19 protein-coding genes are annotated in these 19,416 nt (G+C 40.8%); 10 read left to right on the forward strand and 9 right to left on the reverse strand.

What is annotated here, in order from left to right:
• The first annotated feature begins 116 nt into the window (after positions 1-116).
• Entirely contained in the window at positions 117-1,328 is a 1,212-nt protein-coding gene (locus tag B2W49_RS05375; RefSeq protein ID WP_291335246.1) for an aspartate aminotransferase family protein, read from the forward strand.
• Positions 1,329-1,410: 82 nt separating this feature from the next.
• Here B2W49_RS05375 and B2W49_RS05380 read toward each other — a convergent pair whose 3' ends face one another.
• From B2W49_RS05380 to surE, 3 genes are all read right to left on the reverse strand, one after another.
• Positions 1,411-2,340, reverse strand: coding sequence for a LysR family transcriptional regulator (locus tag B2W49_RS05380; RefSeq protein WP_291335248.1), 930 nt, complete (start codon positions 2,338-2,340; stop codon positions 1,411-1,413).
• Between the two features lie 95 nt (positions 2,341-2,435).
• Positions 2,436-3,251, reverse strand: a complete 816-nt coding sequence (locus B2W49_RS05385) for a peptidoglycan DD-metalloendopeptidase family protein (RefSeq protein WP_291335250.1) — start codon at positions 3,249-3,251, stop codon at positions 2,436-2,438.
• A 108-nt stretch (positions 3,252-3,359) separates the two neighbouring features.
• The gene (gene surE / locus B2W49_RS05390; protein ID WP_291335252.1) at positions 3,360-4,136 is read right to left on the reverse strand and encodes a 5'/3'-nucleotidase SurE; all 777 of its coding nucleotides are present in this window, start codon (positions 4,134-4,136) and stop codon (positions 3,360-3,362) included.
• 211 nt (positions 4,137-4,347) lie between these two features.
• Between surE and B2W49_RS05395 the strand changes: the two genes are divergently transcribed.
• The 9 genes from B2W49_RS05395 (at position 4,348) to B2W49_RS05435 (ending at position 12,188) form a co-directional block, all read left to right on the forward strand.
• On the forward strand, positions 4,348-4,719 hold the full coding sequence (locus tag B2W49_RS05395) for an MCR_0457 family protein (RefSeq protein WP_291335254.1): 372 nt from the start codon (positions 4,348-4,350) through the stop codon (positions 4,717-4,719).
• Between the two features lie 267 nt (positions 4,720-4,986).
• Positions 4,987-5,391 carry an MCR_0457 family protein gene (locus B2W49_RS05400; protein ID WP_168418188.1) on the forward strand — a complete coding sequence of 135 codons (405 nt, stop codon included), beginning with the start codon at positions 4,987-4,989 and terminating at the stop codon, positions 5,389-5,391.
• 116 nt (positions 5,392-5,507) lie between these two features.
• Complete coding sequence (gene dacC / locus B2W49_RS05405; protein ID WP_291335257.1) at positions 5,508-6,656, forward strand: D-alanyl-D-alanine carboxypeptidase PBP5/6; 1,149 nt, start codon at positions 5,508-5,510, stop codon at positions 6,654-6,656.
• Between the two features lie 105 nt (positions 6,657-6,761).
• Positions 6,762-7,292 carry a gamma carbonic anhydrase family protein gene (locus B2W49_RS05410; RefSeq protein WP_291335259.1) on the forward strand — a complete coding sequence of 177 codons (531 nt, stop codon included), beginning with the start codon at positions 6,762-6,764 and terminating at the stop codon, positions 7,290-7,292.
• Positions 7,293-7,665: 373 nt separating this feature from the next.
• Positions 7,666-8,151 (forward strand): NUDIX hydrolase, encoded by a 486-nt coding sequence (locus tag B2W49_RS05415; protein WP_291335261.1) that lies wholly within the window; start codon positions 7,666-7,668, stop codon positions 8,149-8,151.
• A 4-nt stretch (positions 8,152-8,155) separates the two neighbouring features.
• On the forward strand, positions 8,156-9,289 hold the full coding sequence (mnmA, locus tag B2W49_RS05420) for a tRNA 2-thiouridine(34) synthase MnmA (RefSeq protein ID WP_291335263.1): 1,134 nt from the start codon (positions 8,156-8,158) through the stop codon (positions 9,287-9,289).
• Between the two features lie 12 nt (positions 9,290-9,301).
• Positions 9,302-10,033, forward strand: coding sequence for a high frequency lysogenization protein HflD (gene hflD / locus B2W49_RS05425; protein ID WP_291335264.1), 732 nt, complete (start codon positions 9,302-9,304; stop codon positions 10,031-10,033).
• Between the two features lie 55 nt (positions 10,034-10,088).
• Positions 10,089-11,477 (forward strand): adenylosuccinate lyase, encoded by a 1,389-nt coding sequence (purB, locus tag B2W49_RS05430; RefSeq protein ID WP_291335266.1) that lies wholly within the window; start codon positions 10,089-10,091, stop codon positions 11,475-11,477.
• 90 nt (positions 11,478-11,567) lie between these two features.
• On the forward strand, positions 11,568-12,188 hold the full coding sequence (locus tag B2W49_RS05435) for a DUF2238 domain-containing protein (protein ID WP_291335268.1): 621 nt from the start codon (positions 11,568-11,570) through the stop codon (positions 12,186-12,188).
• 30 nt (positions 12,189-12,218) lie between these two features.
• Here B2W49_RS05435 and B2W49_RS05440 read toward each other — a convergent pair whose 3' ends face one another.
• The 6 genes from B2W49_RS05440 to B2W49_RS05465 all read right to left on the reverse strand — a co-directional run bounded on the left by B2W49_RS05440 (position 12,219) and on the right by B2W49_RS05465 (position 19,028).
• Positions 12,219-12,845, reverse strand: a complete 627-nt coding sequence (locus B2W49_RS05440; RefSeq protein ID WP_004971665.1) for a cytochrome b/b6 domain-containing protein — start codon at positions 12,843-12,845, stop codon at positions 12,219-12,221.
• 172 nt (positions 12,846-13,017) lie between these two features.
• Positions 13,018-13,980, reverse strand: coding sequence for a protease SohB (gene sohB, locus B2W49_RS05445; protein ID WP_291335270.1), 963 nt, complete (start codon positions 13,978-13,980; stop codon positions 13,018-13,020).
• A gap of 216 nt (positions 13,981-14,196) precedes the next feature.
• A complete protein-coding gene (gene pstB, locus B2W49_RS05450; protein WP_291335272.1) occupies positions 14,197-15,123 on the reverse strand; it encodes a phosphate ABC transporter ATP-binding protein PstB in 927 nt (308 codons plus the stop codon).
• A 13-nt stretch (positions 15,124-15,136) separates the two neighbouring features.
• Positions 15,137-16,525 carry a phosphate ABC transporter permease PstA gene (pstA, locus tag B2W49_RS05455; protein WP_291335274.1) on the reverse strand — a complete coding sequence of 463 codons (1,389 nt, stop codon included), beginning with the start codon at positions 16,523-16,525 and terminating at the stop codon, positions 15,137-15,139.
• Positions 16,525-17,904 (reverse strand): phosphate ABC transporter permease subunit PstC, encoded by a 1,380-nt coding sequence (pstC, locus tag B2W49_RS05460; RefSeq protein WP_291335276.1) that lies wholly within the window; start codon positions 17,902-17,904, stop codon positions 16,525-16,527. Before pstC ends, pstA begins: the two co-directional genes overlap by 1 nt.
• A gap of 98 nt (positions 17,905-18,002) precedes the next feature.
• The gene (locus B2W49_RS05465) at positions 18,003-19,028 is read right to left on the reverse strand and encodes a substrate-binding domain-containing protein (RefSeq protein WP_291335278.1); all 1,026 of its coding nucleotides are present in this window, start codon (positions 19,026-19,028) and stop codon (positions 18,003-18,005) included.
• Positions 19,029-19,416: the final 388 nt, after the last annotated feature.

Consider the following 19,416-nt stretch of genomic DNA (forward strand, 5'->3'; position numbering starts at 1 on the left):
GCAAAACAGTACGTCTAAAGCAATAAATCCAATTTTATTTACAATTAGGCTTTCCATCTGCAGTAGATTTTGCTTATATAAGTTTTTCCTTCCAACCTAACAGATAAGAGTTAGTCATGAATAACATTACCCTTGCTCCTGTGCAAACTGATCAACCATCACATTTGATGCCTGTATTTGGCCGTCAGCCGATCAGCTTTGTCCGCGGTCGAGGTTCTTATCTTTATACTGAAGATGGCACAGAATATTTAGATGCACTTACAGGCATTGCCGTATGTGGTTTAGGTCACGCACACCCTGCAATTACCGAAGCAATTGCCGATCAGGCGGCTACTTTAATTCACACCAGTAACTTGTTTGAAGTGCCATGGCAGACTGCTGCTGCACAAAAACTGGCTCAAGTTGCAGGCATGGAAGAAGTGTTCTTCTCCAACAGTGGTGCAGAATCCAACGAAGGTGCAATTAAAATTGCACGTAAGTTTGGTCACATGCAAGGCGTTGCTAACCCTAAAATCATTGTTGCCGATCATTCTTTCCATGGTCGTACCTTGGCAACTCTATCTGCAACAAGCAATAAGAAAGTTCAGGAAGGTTTTGCACCTTTGGTTGAAGGTTTTATTCGTGTGCCTTTTGGTGATGTCGAAGCCATTGAAGAAGCTGCGATTCAGTATCCTGATATTGTAGCTATTTTAGTCGAGCCGATTCAGGGCGAAGGTGGAGTCAATACTGCACCACAAGGCTTTAGCTACCTAGAAGACATCCGTCGTATTTGTAATCAACACAACTGGCTGATGATGCTGGATGAAGTACAAACAGGTAATGGTCGTACAGGTAAATTCTTTGCTTATCAGCACACCAATATTGTGCCTGACGTACTGACCACAGCCAAAGGTTTGGGCAATGGTTTTCCAATTGGTGCGGTGATGACGCAAGGTCGCGGTGTAGGCGTTCTTACCGCAGGAAATCATGGCTCTACCTATAGCGGTAGCGCGCTTGGTTCACGTGTCGTTTATACCGTGATTGATACCATTCAGAAAGAAAACCTTATAGAAAATGCAGCAAAGATGGGCGGCTATATTGTGGAACAATTGCGTCAACAACTTGCAGATCAAAATGTAAGTGTGCGTGGCTTTGGTTTGATGATTGGTATTGAATTAGCAAAACCATGTGCAGAATTGGTCGATATTGCCCGTGATGAGTACAAAATGATTATTAACGTCACTGCAGGTTCTGTGGTGCGTTTATTGCCAACATTAAATATTACTCAAGCTCAGGCAGATCAATTAATTGAGCGCTTGGTCAGCATGATTAAAAAATTCTTGGCATAAATTCTATGCCCTACCGAAAAAGCCGCAGTTGAAACTGCGGCTTTTTGCTAACTAAATAATCAAGCACACTATCAACATTCAATTAAGATGCTTCTTGAAACATTCGCCCACCCGGCAATTGAGAAAAATATTGTTTTAAGGCTTCCAAACAACGCTGTACTTTCATGGGTTGTTGCTCATGCTTAGAAATGATTGCATACAAAGCAAATGCAGGTAATTTCCACTCAGGCAAAACTTCAACCAAACCACCGTTCAATAATTCTTTTTGAATATCTAAATGTAAAATACGAGCAATACCATGCCCCTGCATACATAACGATTTAGACACCAAAACATTATTGGTCGATAACCGTGATCCCATTTCAATACTGACATTTTCATCACGAGTCACGTGCTGAAAACTTAAATGCTGAAAATTCTTCATGATCGTTAATGGAATTAGATCATGATTTTTTAAATCCTCAGGACGTGAAATCGGCGCGGTCTGATTCAAATAACTTGGAGATGCCACTAAAACCTGATCTACATGTACAATTGGAATCACATGCTGGTTTTGATCTTCAATTTTGGGACTCATACGCAGCGCAATATCAATGCGACCATCAATCAGGTCAATGTGTTGATTGTCGGTTTCTAAATGCACAGATAAGCCACGATGGGCAGATAGCCAATGAGAAAGTGCGGGAATCACATGGTTCGCGCCTAATTCTGGCGTGGTGGCAATTCTTAAATCACCCACCAAATCATCTCTTAATTCATTAATGCGTATTTTACCACGCTCAGCAGCGGCAAGCATTTCTTGACAGCTGTGGAAAAAAGCTTGTCCTGCTTCAGTCAAACTCAGTTTTCGAGTAGAACGATGCAGGAGTGTGACTTCCATTTCTTGTTCTAATGAACGGATTTGTTGACTGACGGCACTGGTGGTGATCCCTAAATCACGCGCTGCACCGCTAAACGAGCTTTTTTCAACAACACAAGCAAATACACCCATTGCTCGGAGTTGATCTAACATAAATTCCCTCTAAAATTATAGTCGTGGCCCTTATCTATCGATAAAAGCAACTTATTGTATTATACGGTGAAATTTATGTTTTGTATTTGCAAAATTTAATTTATTGGTAAAACATTAGTCGGATTGATTGGCTTACCATCTAAACGCACCTGAAACTCCAGCATGGTCCGTGTTGCACCTGAAGAACCCATTTCGGCAATCTTTTGACCTGCAGTCACATTCTGACCACTGCTGACATTCATCTTACTGTTATGCGCATAAGCAGTAATGTAACCATCAACATGTTTAATTAAAACTAAATTACCATATTCTTTCAGACCATCGGCTGCATAAACCACTTGGCCATCGGCAGCGGCATAAATTGGATCGCCCACATTGCCACCGTAACGAATACCCTTAACATTATTTGCTAAATTAAAATGCTCAATTACTGCACCTTGCGATGGTTTCACCCAACGCAGGCTACTACTGCGTACAGGAGTTGCTGGTGATGAAGAGCTCGTGGTCGTTGTTGTGGACGAAATCACAGGTGCAGGTGTGGGTGTAGTTGGTAAAGTGACTGTCTGACGCTGAATTGGTGCCGCCTGCGTTACAGGGCGCGTGGTTGTGGTGCGAGGTGCATTACCGCTTTTCAGGCGAATAGACTGCCCGACATAAATACGATACGGTGGTGCAATATCATTCATTTCTGCAATGCTGAGGTAGCTCAATCCATAACGTGCCGCAATACCACTTAAAGTATCACCTGAACGTACAGTATAAAAATTCGGCGCTGTGGCAAAACGTGCAGAATTATTTATTTGAGGTTTAGAGGCACAACCACTCAACACAACAATAGCACTTGATAACACTAAGGTTTTCAACAATGCTGTTGGTGTACTAAATAAACGATATTGAAACACCACGGGCATTCTTTCCTCTCTATAAATTCAAAATATTTCTATTATTGCGCTAAGAGTAGCAAAAAAGTCCTTGCAATGAGAATTACAAGTTATTTTTTCACAAAGTTATAACATTAGTTAGCCAATAGAGGAAAATTGACTGTGCAAGCTTTGTAAAACCTCATAATTGGTCGCATCCATTTGAATTGGTGTCACGCTGACATAGCCATTCGCCACAGCAAAAAAATCGGACTCAATTTCCGTTAAGCCTTTTTTCGGTGCAGCCACTGCCTCGCCCGACAAACCAATCCAAAATACTTGACGTCCTCGCGGATCGACCTGACTGGTAATAGGTTTGGACTGGGTACGTTGCCCTTGATACGTTACTTTTATGCCCTGCAACACAGGCACATCTGGAATATTCACATTAAAAATATGTCGCGCAGGTAAACTTGGCAAACCTTGAGCAATAAAGTCATGCACCCATTGTGCGGCCTGCATATAATCTTGTGGATGCTGATAAGCACGTACATTATGCCCTGCAAGCGATACCGCAATCGCAGGCTGTTTCATCAAACGCCCTTCAAATGCAGCACCGACTGTTCCTGAGTAGAGCACATCATCACCCAGATTTGCACCGCTATTAATGCCGCTGACCACTAAATCAAATTCGAAATCGAACAATCCATTCATGGACAAATAGACACAGTCTGCAGGTGTGCCATTCACTGCCCAGACATCTTCAGCAATTTGCACAGGGCGTAATGGTCGGTCTAAAGTCAGTGCACTCGAAAAACCACTGCGTTCACTTTCGGGTGCGACAATCACCACACGACCCAAAGGTTTTAGGGCTTGCGCCAAAGCTTGAATACCGGGTGCAAACACGCCATCATCATTGGCTATCAAAATATTCACAGAAAAATCTCAAATAAAACAAATATAAAGGTTATATACTAAAATATAGCAATGTCGCTTCAATCTTAAACTTGTTTGTGACTAATTCATGCCTAAGCACATTTAATAAGCACACGACAACAAAATGACTGATCAGCACATTTCATTGAAATATACAAAAGATTATATATATTTAGCGCCTAACATCCATCCAAAAATATATGTGATTCTCATGATTTTAGCTTTGCCATTTCGTCGTTTATTGAGTCTAGGTTTTGCTGCTGTATTAACGCAGTCTGTAATTGCAGAAGATCTAACTGCTGAAGAAGCCAATACCATTATTAAGGAAGATGTTGCTGCAGCACAAGTCATGACTGAAATGTGCCCTGCGCTGATTGGCAAAAATGCAAAATTAGACAGTAACATTCAAGCGTTGATTCAAACCTATTTACAAGATTATTCTGATAGCAGCATGACACTTGCAAAATTACAGGCCGATACAGAATATCAATCAGTTTTAACCGAAGCACGTCAAGCCGCTAAAGATACCAGTGCCGATGAACAAAAAGCAGTATGTCTAGAAGCTTTAGAATTAGCACTATAAATCAAGTGATTTAAATTACGATTGAATCTTTTTCTAATAAGGCAAACTTTTCAAGTTTGCCTTATTTTCTTGTTACGCACGTATAACCTACAACACATCCAGACTTTCCTGATTTCAAAGCAAAGCTCCACTTTTCTACATGATTGATGTTTGAATCACACAGCTTTAATACATTTTCACTCTTTCAATTACAAAATAAATGTTTAATCTTATAAACACTTAAATGAATCACATGATTCAGCTCAAACCATATTTAAGGTAATTTATATGCAATTTTCTGCTTCATTTTCTGGCTTTAAAAAATCACGTACAGTTCAAGTTTTGGGTGCAATTGCACTGAGTTTAGGTTTAAGCCAAGCAGCAATGGCACAAGAAGAAAATATTGAAGTCACACCATTACAACAGGTGACTCAGCAAGAATTAGCGGCTATTTATGTATTATCTGAAGTTTGCCCTGCATTGGTAACAGATAAAGCCAAGTTTAATCAAGGTTATGCGCAACTTGCACAAGAATATATGCCTAAAGAAAAAGACGCTGTTACAGCATTAAATAAACTCAGCAAGCAAAAAAGCTTTCAACCTATTTTAAAAGAAGCACGTGCAGATGCCAAAGCGGCTGGAACAGCCAAAAACAAAGCAATTTGCCAAGAATTGACAGCATATAGCCGATAATACAATTTGGTTACAATACTTTTATCAATAAGCCGATATCTCCCATAGAAGTCGGCTGAGCTTTGCCCTAAAATGCTAGCTCTTTGTGCATACATCAAGTATTGGAACCCCTTAGAATGACCCGAAAAAGCGCCCTTGCTGCATTATTACTATTACCAAGCTTTTCTTATGCAGCAACTGTCTTAGCCACACCACCAGAACTCAATAACAAATCATACGTTTTGATGGATTATGAGACGGGACAAATTTTAGCTTCAAAAAATGAAAACGAAAAACTCGCCCCTGCCTCTATGACTAAAATGATGACCAGTTTCATCATTGAACAAAAGTTATTAAAGGGTGAACTCACGGAAGATGAACAAGTCCGCATGAATGAATCTGCATGGTGTCGTGGTAGCAGTACAGAATCATGTATGTACGTTCCTTTAAATGGCACAGCCACTGTACTTGAAATGCTACGCGGTATTATTGTGCAATCAGGCAATGATGCCTCTAAAGCCATGGCTGAGCACATTGCAGGTAATGAAGGCACGTTCGTTCACATGATGAATGAAGAAGCCAAACGTATTGGCATGAACAACACCCAGTTTATGAACTCTACGGGTATGCCTGCCGAAGGTCACTTTTCTACTGCAAAAGATATGGCAACTTTGGCGCAGCACATCATCCATGACAGCTCAAAATACTACCCAATTTATTCTGAAAAAGAATTTTCTTTTAATGGAATTAAACAAGGCAACCGTAATGCCCTGTTATATACCGACCCAAGCGTAGATGGTCTAAAAACAGGTCATACTAACGAAGCAGGTTTCTGCTTAACCACTTCAGCTAAACGTGGCCCAATGCGTTTAATTTCGGTAATTTTTGGTGCGCCTACCATGCAGGCTCGTGCAACTCAAACCCGTGAATTACTGGCTTGGGGTTATGCAAACTACGAAACTGTACGTGTACAGCCTGCCAACCAAGTCTTGGCTAAAGCCAAAGTATGGTACGGTAAAAGCAAAGAAGTACAAATTGGTTTACCAGAAAACTTTAACGTGACCATGCCAAAAGGCAAAGCCAACCAAATTAAAACCCAATTGGTGGTTCAACCTAAATTGACTGCGCCTTTGAAAAAAGGTCAGGTGATTGGTAAATATGTAGCGACTTTAGATGGTAAAGTGATTGCTGAAAAACCATTGGTGGCGTTGCAAGAAGTGGAAGAAGCTGGTTTCTTCGCACGTATGTTAGACCATATCAAACAATTCTTTAGCAACTTATTCTAAGATTTATACCTTAGACTAAAGCGCAAAGCACACATGACCCGCATGTGTGCTTTTTTATTTTATACTGCCTTCAATCCAAATTTATAAACTAAAGATTTATGCATTATGAAAAAAAATGTGCGTGCTTATTTAGAGCACACTCCAAAAATTGACGCAAGCTGTTATGTAGATGAATTGTCAATTGTGATAGGTGATGTGCATTTGGCTGCCAATGTATCGGTTTGGCCTTTTGCCGTGATTCGTGGTGATGTCAATCATATTCGGATTGGTCAAAATTCCAATGTGCAAGATCATGCCATGCTGCACGTTAGCCATAAAAAAGCCGATAAACCTGAAGGTTCACCTTTAATAATTGGTGAAGACGTGACGATTGGTCATCATGTGAAATTACATGGCTGCACGATTGGTAATCGTGTTTTGGTGGGAATTGGCACGATTATTTTAGATGACGTCGTTGTTGAAGATGATGTGATGATTGGCGCAGGTTCGCTTGTTCCACCCAACAAGGTTTTGGAAAGCGGTTATTTGTACATGGGTAGTCCTGTGCAAAAAGTTCGTCCTCTAACCGACAAGGAAAAGGAGTTTTTAGCTTATTCTGCACGGCACTATGTAAAAGTTGCGGGGAATTATCAATAATCCCCTCTCAAAGTTCTTTCTAGTTGCTGCAATATCGGAATGACCTATTTTGTAGCATTATTTTAAACCCAGTGAATGAACGACACGATTAATAATATCCGCTCAAGAGGCTGGTCTTGACGTAGGGTTTTATACAAAGCTTTACGGTCAATATTTGCCTTTTTATTGCATAGCTTTGACTTTGGCAATAATATCTAGCCCAAATGAGATCACAATCCAACATCACCAAATGAATCAAATAACAAAGTATTCTTTATAACTCTCTACAACGACATTAAAGGATATTTACAGTTTTAAAGAAATCCCCCCTTTCAACATAGCCACATCCCCCTAAATTTTGTAGAATATGCGTTTTACCCCATGGTGCTTTTCAATGACCGCTTGGACTGCTCACGTTACTGTTGCCACCGTTATCGAAAAAAACGGAAAATTCCTGTTTGTTGAAGAACATACAGAAGGTGTAACGCATAGCGTGTTTAATCAGCCTGCAGGGCATGTTGAAGCAGGCGAAAGCTTAATTGAAGCCGCAGTACGTGAAACCATGGAAGAAACTGGGCATCTGGTTAAAATTAATGCATTACTTGGTATTTATAGCTATACTCCGCCCATGTTTCCTGACCGCACCTATTACCGTTTCTGCTTTCTAGCCGAAGCGCTGCAACATGATGTGCAAGCCCAGCTCGATTCCGATATTATCGGTACCGTGTGGATGTCTGCAGATGAACTGGCTGAATCGGCACGTGCCCGTAGTCCGTTGGTACTGAAAGCGGTGCAAGATGCGCTCAATGGTCAGTCTTATCCTTTATCGCTCATTTACGAGCACCAAAATTCTCCCTTGATTTCTAATTTGGATGCCTAATCCTATGCAACAACGTGTCATCGTCGGTATGTCAGGTGGTGTAGATTCATCTGTTTCTGCTGCACTTCTACTTCAACAAGGTTATCAGGTTGAAGGGCTTTTCATGAAAAACTGGGAAGAAGATGACGGCACTGAATATTGCACCGCGATGGAAGACCTTGCCGATGCGCAAGCGGTGTGCGACAAGCTAGGCATTAAATTGCATACAGCCAACTTTGCGATGGAATATTGGGACAGAGTGTTTGAGCATTTTCTTGCCGAATATGCGGCAGGACGCACGCCAAACCCAGATATTTTATGCAATAAAGAAATTAAGTTCCGTGCCTTTTTAGATCATGCCATGAATTTGGGTGCAGATTTTATTGCCACAGGGCACTACGCTCGTCGTGGTGAAACGCAGTACAACGCCAAAGGCGAAGCCTACGCTCCACTATTACGTGGTTTAGATAAAAATAAAGATCAAACCTATTTCTTGCATGCCGTACATGGTCGTGAAATTAACAAAACCTTGTTCCCAGTGGGTGAAATTGAAAAACCGCAAGTCCGAAAAATTGCCGAAGAACTAGATTTAGTCACCGCCAAGAAAAAAGACTCGACAGGGATTTGTTTTATTGGCGAACGTCGCTTTAATGATTTCTTAAAACAATATTTACCTGCTCAAGCTGGAAAAATTGTTTTAGACAATGGCAAAGAGGTTGGTGAGCATCACGGCTTAATGTACTATACGCTCGGTCAGCGTGGTGGGATTGGCATTGGTGGCTTAAAAGGCGTTGCCGAAGGAGCATGGTTTGTCCTGCATAAAGATATTGAAAACAATCAATTAGTGATTGGTCAAGGTCATGAACATCAACTCATGCAAAGCACTATTTTATGGAGCGAAGCAATTGATTGGGTGGCAGGTGAACAAGAAATTCCAGCATCGGGCTTCCGTTGTACTTGCCGCACTCGCTATCGCCAAGATGATCAAGATTGTGTGATTTTCAATGATGACAGCATGCCTGGCGGCGTACGTGTGGAATTTGATGAGCCACAACGCGCAGTCACTCCTGGTCAAAGTGTCGTATTCTATTCAGGCGAAGTGTGTTTAGGTGGTGGTGTGATTCACCATACCAATGCACCTAAACCCGATTTTATTTAAGGATTGTTTCGGATGACAGAGTTACCGTTTCAACAGTCACCAACTCTGAATATTCGCCAAAATCGTGCCTTGGCGTTAGCGGGTGTGTTTCAAGCCACCCAGCTCACGCACATGACTGCACTCACAGGCCGACAAAGTATTGGTGAAAGCGGTAACTTTTATTTTGAGCAAATGATTAAAGCCAGTTTAAATATCCGTCCAAGTAACAATCACAGTTTGCAAACTTTAGATTTTTTTAATCATTTGGCCGATATTTCTTTGGGTTTAAAAACGCTAGAAAGCTGCATCAACCAACCTTTTAATACCGCCCCTAAATCGCGTTTACCTAAATTATCCAATACCAAATTACCTATGTCATATGCGATGGCACTCTTACAATTAGAAAAAAAAGTATATCGCAATCCTAAATACGTCGAAATTATTGAGCAATCGCAGCAAAAAATCTTAAAACAACTTTCATTTTTTGATCATAACTATTTGCATCCCAGTATTATTGCCAATTTAGCGCAAACCTATGTCGATACTGCGGGACAAATTAACCCGCGCATTATGGTACGTGGCAATGCAGAAGCATTTAAGGATTCTGCACATACCAACCGAATTCGAGCTTCGCTTTTTACAGGCTTACAAATGGCACACCTTTGGCGTCAACTTGGTGGCAGTTCATGGGGCATGGTATTTAGCAAACGTAAATTATTACGTGATATTCAAGATCTGGCGCGTTTACAGTATCAGGTGGTTTAAACCATGCTGAACACGCTTTTGTTTTAGGTTTAATTCCAAAGTTTAAGGAATCGATATGAACGCTTTAACCGCACTTTCTCCATTAGATGGGCGCTATGCAAGCAAATGTGATGCACTCCGCCCTTTCCTCTCTGAGTTTGGTTTAATCCATGCTCGTGTGACAGTTGAAGTGCGTTGGTTACAAGCGCTTGCCAATCGTCCTGAAATTACCGAAGTACCGGCGTTCAGCGCTGCAACCAATGCTGCATTAGATGCAATTGTTGCAGATTTCTCTGAAGATGATGCCAACCGCATTAAAGAAATTGAACGCACCACCAACCATGACGTAAAAGCAGTTGAATATTTCTTAAAAGAAAAAATTGCCAACATTGATGAGTTAAAAAATGCAGGTGAGTTCATTCATTTTGCTTGTACTTCAGAAGACATCAACAACTTGTCACATGCTTTAATGCTCAAAAATGGTCGTGAAGTATTGGTTGCAGCTATGCAGCAAATCATTGATTCGATTGTTGCATTGGCAGAAAAACACGCAGATCAACCAATGTTGTCACGCACTCATGGTCAAACTGCAAGCCCAACAACGTTGGGTAAAGAAATGGCGAATGTAGCCTATCGTCTTGCACGTCAAATCAAACAGTTCAAGCAAGTTGAACTTTTGGGCAAAATCAATGGTGCCGTAGGTAACTACAACGCTCACCTTTCTGCATATCCAGAAATTAACTGGCCTGCACATTCTCAAGCATTTGTAGAGTCTTTAGGTTTAAGCTTTAACCCGTACACGACTCAAATTGAGCCACACGACTACATGGCAGAATTGTTTGATGCGCTACGTCGTTTCAACACTATTCTAATCGACTTCAACCGTGACGTTTGGGGCTACATCTCGCTTGGTTTCTTCAAGCAAAGACTGAAAGAAGGTGAAGTTGGTTCTTCAACCATGCCACACAAAGTAAACCCAATTGACTTTGAGAATTCTGAAGGTAACTTGGGTATCGCCAATGCAGTCTTGGCCCACTTAGGCGAAAAATTACCTATTTCTCGCTGGCAGCGTGACTTAACTGACTCGACTGTATTGCGTAACATGGGTGTTGGTTTTGCACAAAGCTTGATCGCATTTGAAGCTTGCTCTAAAGGTATTGGCAAACTTGAATTGAATGCACAACGTATTCTTGAAGATTTAGACAATGCTCAAGAAGTGTTGGCTGAGCCAATTCAAACCGTGATGCGTCGTTATAACATCGAAAAACCATACGAAAAGTTAAAAGCCCTTACACGTGGTCAAGCCATGACACGTGAGATGATGGTAGATTTCGTGAATGGTAACGAGTTGGAAGGCGTTCCTGCAGCAGATCGCGCACGATTAGCAACCATGACGCCTGCAACTTACACAGGTAATGCAGCTGAACAAGCAAAACAAATTCAAGATTTAATTGCTAAAATCTAATTTGTAAAAGCGGCAACCTAATACAAAAATGCGAAGCTTCGGCTTCGCATTTTTATTAGAATAAAACAAATCTTCCAACTTAAACATCACATGCAAAATCAATTCCGCATTCAACATTACTGTGCTTTAGGCTTGGTCATACTCGCCATGCTTGCTGCCAGTATTCAACCACTGGAATTTGAATCGTATCTACTGCATCAGGCAGGCACAGTTTTTATGCTCGCGGCTTTATTGATTGCGTTTAAAAAAGTAGGACTGAGTTTTTCTAGCTTTGTGCTGTATTTAATATTTTTACTGATTCATATTGTCGGAGCACATTATCTGTATTCTTATGTGCCCTATAATGATTGGATTTTGCACAGCTTTGGCTTCAATTTAGATCAGAGCATGGGTTGGTCACGCAATATGTATGACCGTTTTGTGCATTTGGCTTATGGTATTTTGCTCTATCCTGTTTTATTGCGCTTGTTTGAAGTCTGGTTTCCAAAAAACAAACCTATCGTTTTATATCTTTTGGTCATTCAATTTATCATTGCAAGCAGTTTAATTTATGAATGGGTGGAATGGCTGATTGCGCTTGGCTTATCGCCAGAAGATGCTGAAAATTATAATGGTCAGCAAGGTGATATTTGGGATGCACACATGGATATGCTTTTAGCAACGATAGGAGCAATGCTGATGGGATGCTTCTACTTGATCAAGAAACCCTAACAGGATGCCTCTTTCGTACTAAATCCAAATTTATTGCCAATACCACCACCAGAAGCCAGCTAAACTTGCGACTGAAATCATCCAGATCAACACCGTTAATACTGCAGGTTTACCCGACCCCCAAAACATGGTTTTGGCAAGCCATTTTTTAAACAATACGCTGCTTAAAGTTAAGCTCGCTAAATGCACCAATACCGCAGCTAAGAATAAATTTGCTGCAAATTCATGTAGCTCTTTTAAAGTATGACTTTGGGTATAATCGGTGAAAAATCCAACCAACACAGTTAAAGGCAATGCCAACCAAATCAACAAAATACTGAATTGAAACGCACTGGAACTGCCTGACTTTAAAAACGGTAATGAAAAAAACTGCTGTGGCTGTTTCCAATCGCGTTTTACAAATTGTTGAATCATGCCTAAACGTTTAGAAATTCCTGTCGGCTGTGTGCTGTTCAACATACTCAACACCTGCCATACGATTCGTAAAGCTAAACTAATCCCCAACGTATAGCCAAAAGCCATATGTAACTGATGCCATTCTTCCGCATCACCTGTTAAGTAAGCCCCTGTAAAACTTAGCAGCATCACCACATGCAAAAAGCGAATCATTAAATCTGTAGATGTTGATTGCTTCGCGGGCACACTATTTGTTTGCATATTCAATCTATCAAGGTGGTTTTGTTCTTATCACAAAGATATAACATCAAGCTGAATTGAAAATTAAGATGCTTAAATCAAAGACCCTATATTTTTGAATAAAAGTGAATAAAAAAATTGCGCTCAATTGAGCGCAATTTTTAGATAAATTTTAGAAGTTAGATCATCACTATTACAGTTTAGGATCACGGATTTGCAACAAACTGCTGTTGGCTTTGCTTAGGCTATCAACCAGTTTATTCATCACTGCAGGAATCAAACTGTCTGCCATTTGTGCAGCTTGCAAACCTAGCTTTTCACCCAAAGTAGGCTTTTTACGAGTTTGAATCGCATAGATGTCATGCTGTGGCAACAAACTCAGCAAGTATTCATCTGAGGTTTGTAATTTGTCTATTAACTTTAAATCCAACGCATCCTGACCATACCAATGCTCACCAGTTGCCACTTTTTCAATATTTAGTTGTGGACGGTATTTTTCAACAAAGTGTTTAAATAGCACGTGAGTTTGTTGCAATTCTTCTTCAAACTTAGCCTTGCCTGCTTCAGTATTTTCACCAAACATGGTCACAGTGCGTTTATATTCACCTGCGGTGTACATCTCAAAATCTATATTTTTTTCTTTAAGCAAGCGATTAAAGTTCGGTACTTGTGCCACTACGCCAATAGAACCCAAAATAGCAAATGGCGCTGACACAATTTCTGAACCAATGCATGCCATCATATAACCACCACTTGCCGCAACTTTATCGACACAAATGGTTAAATGAAATCCTGCATCACGTAAACGCACCAATTGAGCAGCAGCAAGACCGTAGCCATGCACCATGCCGCCCGGACTTTCCAAACGTACCACGACACGGTCACGTCCAGCTTTGGCGGTTGCCAAAATTAGGGTGATTTCTTCACGCAATTGCTCTACAGCAGACGCGGCAGTATCACCTTTAAAGTCAAGTACATAAATTTTTTGATTGTTCTTTTTACGGGCGCGTGCTTCACGTGCCATTTGTTGAGATAGTTGTAATAACTCAAGTTTAGATGCCGTAGTTTGCGCAATTTTTTTTCGTTGTTCGTTAATTCGCGCATTTAAATGGCTAATACGAATTTCGGCAGGAAGTTTAGGTAAGTGAAATAACATAGATCCGCAATTCTCAATTTTATTTGTGCTTAGCTTAAGATGAGGGCTGAACTTAAAAATTCAATATCACCTTGTTGATTTGCTTAATTTAATCGATTTTAAATCTCATTACCGTTTAATTTGTGCAAAAACAAAATCATACTATGTACAAAACATTCGTCATAAAAAAACCGCAAATCGGTTTGATTTGCGGTTCCTTTTTACAGATTTTAAGAATTAACCAAAACGACCTGTAATATACGCTTCTGTTAATTGATGGTCTGGCTGAGTAAATACTTTTTCAGTCGCATTCACTTCAATCAAATCACCCAAATGGAAGTATGCGGTACGGTCAGATACACGCGCTGCCTGTTGCATTGAGTGCGTTACAATCGCAATTGTATATTGGGTAGAAAGTTCAGAAATTAATTCTTCTACTTTTGCCGTTGCAATTGGGTCAAGTGCCGAACATGGTTCATCCATCAAAATTACTTCTGGACTTACCGCAATGGTACGTGCGATACAAAGACGTTGTTGCTGACCACCAGAAAGACCGGTACCTGGTTGATTCAAACGATCTTTCACTTCTTCCCACAAACCAGCTTTACGCAAACTGTTTTCTACAATTTCTTCCAAATCGTATTTATCGCGCGCTAAACCATGCAGTTTAGGGCCATAGGCTACGTTTTCAAAAATTGATTTCGGGAATGGGTTTGGCTTCTGAAACACCATGCCCACTTGCGCACGTAACAAGACCACGTCAAGGTTCGGGTCATAAATGTCTTGGTTATCCAACATCACTTTACCCGTTACACGACAGCTATCAATGGTGTCGTTCATACGGTTTAAAGTACGCAAGAAAGTAGATTTACCGCAACCAGATGGACCAATAAATGCAATCACTTCATTTTCATAGATATTTAAATCAATGCCTTTGATTGCTTCAGATTCACCATAGTACACATGCACATCATTGGTACTTAATTTCACATTTGAAGACTTCGCTTCTTTCTTGCTAGATGCTTGTGTATCAAACTGTGAAACAAACGAAGTTGATGATTGCTTCTGTTCTACATCGGTAGATGTAAATTGGCTTTGCTGTGGATTCACTTGTTTATCCTGTTCTAAGGAATTTGGTTTTTCTGTGCTTGCTACAGTATTCATATTCTGCCCTCAATTACCAGCGTACTTCAAACTTCTTACGCAACCAAATTGCAAAGCTGTTTAAGCCAATCATTAGCGCAAGAAGTACGATAATGGCTGCAGCGGTACGTCCCTCGAAGAAGTTACGCAATTCATTACCCTGCCATAAGAAAATTTGCACAGGTAACGCAGTAGATTGATCAAGTGGAGTTGCTGGTACACTGGCAACGAAAGCACTCATACCAATTAATAACAATGGTGCGGTTTCACCCAAAGCTTGTGCGACACCAATAATTGCACCCGTTAAAATACCTGGCAATGCAAGTGGGAGTACATGGTGGAACACAGTTTGTAAACGAGAAGCACCCAAACCTAAAGCAGCTTGACGAATCGACGGTGGCACTGCTTTTAATGATGCACGCGTGGTAATAATCACGGTTGGTAAAGTCATTAAACTGAGTACCAAACCACCGACCAATGGTGCAGACAATGGTAAATGCATCCAGCCAATAAAGATCGCAGCACCTAGCAAACCGAATACAATAGAAGGGACAGCAGCCAAGTTATTGATGTTCACTTCAATAATATCAGTAATCGCATTTTTAGGTGCAAATTCTTCTAAGTAAATTGCCGACGCAACACCAATTGGAATCGAAATAAATATTACAATCAGCATCATGAATAACGAACCCATGAATGCGCCTGCCAAACCAGAAGTCGCTGGAGAACTACGTGAGTCTGGGCTAACAAAAATATTGGTATTGAAAGTACTTTCAATAATACCTTGTGATTCGAGCTGATCTGCCAGTTGACGTACTTCAGGGCTTAGCTGTTGCTGCTCATCTGGTAAACTACGGTCAATCTTGCCCTCTAACCATACATCAACGTTGGCATCTGCAAGAACTTTCACTTCTTTGGTTTGACCAATTAAAGAAGGATCAGCCAACACCATGTCACGTACTCGGTACGCTTCTGAACTGGTATATAAGTAACCAAGATCATCACGCTTAGCTTCTAGCGCTTTATCTTTAGCAATAATGCCGTTCACAATGAGGGCATCCCAATCGACCATACCCATTTCGGTTTGCCACTTAATCATACGTTCTTCGTATTGTGCTGGTGACTCACCTGAAATCGCCTTAGGTTTTGGACCTACATTGACAATCGCTGGATCGAAGTAAATTGGAAGGCTCATACTGCTTTGCCAGAACGCAGGCAAACCTTTAGATAAGATACTGCCGAATAACAATACGACAAAGAATAAACCTGCAATAACTGCCGAAAACCCCATCAAACGAAAGGTTTTTTCCTTACGGTGACGTTTGCCCAATGAACTGGCAATGGTTTTTTTACGTTGTTCACGTAATTCGGCAGCAGCTTGTGGATCTAACTGATCCAAAGACGATGTATTTGAAGTACTCATTAGTCGTATTGCTCACGATATTTACGCACGATGTATAGTGCAACAATGTTCAAACCTAAGGTAATCACGAACAGGGTCAAACCAAGTGCGAAAGCAACCAATGCTTGCGGACTTGCGAAATCTGTATCACCTGTTAACTGGTTCACAATCGTAATCGTAACCGTAGATACCGCTTCTAATGGGTTTGCGTGTAGTAAAGGACTATTACCTGCAGCTAACACCACAATCATGGTTTCACCAATTGCACGTGACGCAGCAAGTAAGAACGCACCAATCACCCCTGGCAATGCAGCTGGCATCACCACGCGACGAATGGTTTCAGATTTGGTTGCACCTAAGCCTAAAGAACCATCACGTAGCGCACGCGGCACTTGCGTAATAATGTCATCAGACAATGAAGATACAAAAGGAATGATCATGATACCCATCACTAAACCAGCAGTTAATGCACTCGTGGCATTAATATCTAGTCCAATGATTGCGCCCGCTGTTTTAAGGAACGGACCGATGATCATCATGGCAAATACACCGTACACAATGGTCGGAATACCTGCTAAAACCTCAATGGTCGGCTTTGCCCATGCACGGAATTTAGGCGATGCATATTCTGCAAGGTAAATGGCAATCATTAAACCAATAGGTACTGCAACCAATAAGGCAATACCACTCACCATCAATGTACCCCACAGTAATGGAAGTAAACCATAACTGCCATCTGCACTACCCGAGGTGCTAAAACCAGGGTTCCAGACCGTCCCAAAGAAGAAATCCAGTGGGTTAACGAAACTAAAGAATCGCATTGCTTCACTGAACATAGACATCACAATACCGACTGTAGTCAGAATTGCGACACCAGAACATAATGCCAAAGAAATGTTGATGATTTTTTCAACTTGGTTACGTGCACGGAATTGTTGTGAAACACGTTTCTTTGCCCACAGCAAACCAAATAAGGCCGCACAGATCACCACCGCAAGTTTGGCATAAGAACCAATGGTTTCAATTTTCGCTAATTGCTCTGCCGCTGCAACTTCATATGCAGCAGGTGTATCACTCACACCAAAACCAGATGCAATGGCTTGTACGCGATCAACCAAAACACTTGTACTTGCAGGGTCTAAGCTCGCAGCAATGTGCGCTGGCACGTTATTAATCACCACTTGCTCTAGAATACTTGGCTCAACCAAGTTCCAAACAATCAAAATTAAAAAAGCAGGGATACCACACCATAATGCTACCAACGCACCATAATATCCTGGGCGTGAATGTAACATTGCAGAGTTATTTCCCTTACCTGCTAGGTTACGGCTCTTGCTTAACCCGATTTGATAGGCTATGGCGATAATGGCCAATAACACACCTATGAGTAGCAGATTCATGTATTCTCCACTGTTTTTTCAATTTCGTTTTTGAAAAAACATTTCTTAGCAAAAAGCCGATGGCAGGTCATCCCTGCCATCAGCTGTTTTAACTCAAATTACTTAACCGCTTTACCAGCTTTGAAGTTAGCAAGAACTTGTGCACGTTCTTTGTCAGACATAGAAATTAAGCCTGCTTTGTCTAACTTAGAACCTTTACCAGATACTTTTTTGCTCAAGAAGTATTCAGTAAACTCTGGTAAGCCTTTGATTGATTTAAGGTGCTCACCTTTCACGTAGAAGAACAATGGACGTGATACAGGGTAAGAACCATTTAAAATAGTGTTTTCAGATGGCGCTACGTTGTTTACAGTTGCAACACGTAAACGGTCACGGTTTTGGTCATAGAAGCCTAAACCAAATACACCCACTGCGCTTGGAGAAGTTTTCAAACGTGCCAGTGTTTCTGTGTAGTCACCTGCGATTTCGATTACACGACCATCCTTACGGAAAGTAGTACATGCTTTCTTTTGCGCATCTTTGTCTAATGCTTTGATCGCAGCATAAGCCTCACAGCCTGCATCAACCATTTTCTCTTGGAACACTTCACGTGTACCGTGGTTTGACGCTGGGATTACAAGGGTAATTGGCTCGTTTGGAAGTGTTTTGTCAATTTGGTTCCAACGTGTATATGGGTTAGCAACCATTTTACCTTTAGATGGTAATTCAGCTGCAATTGCTGCAAACACATGGTAAGGCTTTAGTTTATAAGCTGCTTTGTTTGCGTTAGAAGCAAATACGATACCGTCATAACCAATTTTAATTTCTAAAACTTGGTTTACGCCTGCTTTTTTACAAGCAGCCAATTCTGAATCTTTAATTTTACGAGATGAGTTCGCGATGTCGATGGTATTGTCACCTACACCTGTACAGAACTGCTTCAAACCACCTGAAGAACCGCCTGAACCAACAACTGGAGTTTTGAATTGTGGGAAAGTATTACCAAATTCTTCTGCTACAATACTAGCGTATGGTAGAACGGTTGAAGAACCCGCGATTTGAATGGTGTCACGAGCTGCGTTTGCAGTTGTTGCTACAGCTGCTGCAGATACGGCTAAAGCAATGGCGATGTTAGTAAAGCGCATTCTGTTCTCTCTCATTTATGCAAGTTCGGAGTACGTCACTTGTTATTAAGTTTTGTACTTATTTCGATAACTGCATTGTGGTTTTATAATATGACAGGCATGTTACAACTTTGTTACGCTTTGATTATATTTGCCTTTTCTACGTTGATTTATTTTAATTTCCTTAAAAATCAATATGTAATAAAATATTTTTGTGCTCGTTTTTTTCTTAGATTGGCTTTTCAAATGTAATAATTCATGCCAATGTCATCATTGTTTATGGTTTTTTCTTCCAAAATTGATGTTTATTCACCAATTGCGTAATTTTTATGTCATCAGCAGTGCATTTCTTAAGCCAAAACCACGTAATCCATCACAACATTCAAGCAAAAACGGTAAAATGCTTCCA

Source organism: Acinetobacter sp. UBA801 (assembly GCA_002296655.1).
Lineage (GTDB): Bacteria > Pseudomonadota > Gammaproteobacteria > Pseudomonadales > Moraxellaceae > Acinetobacter.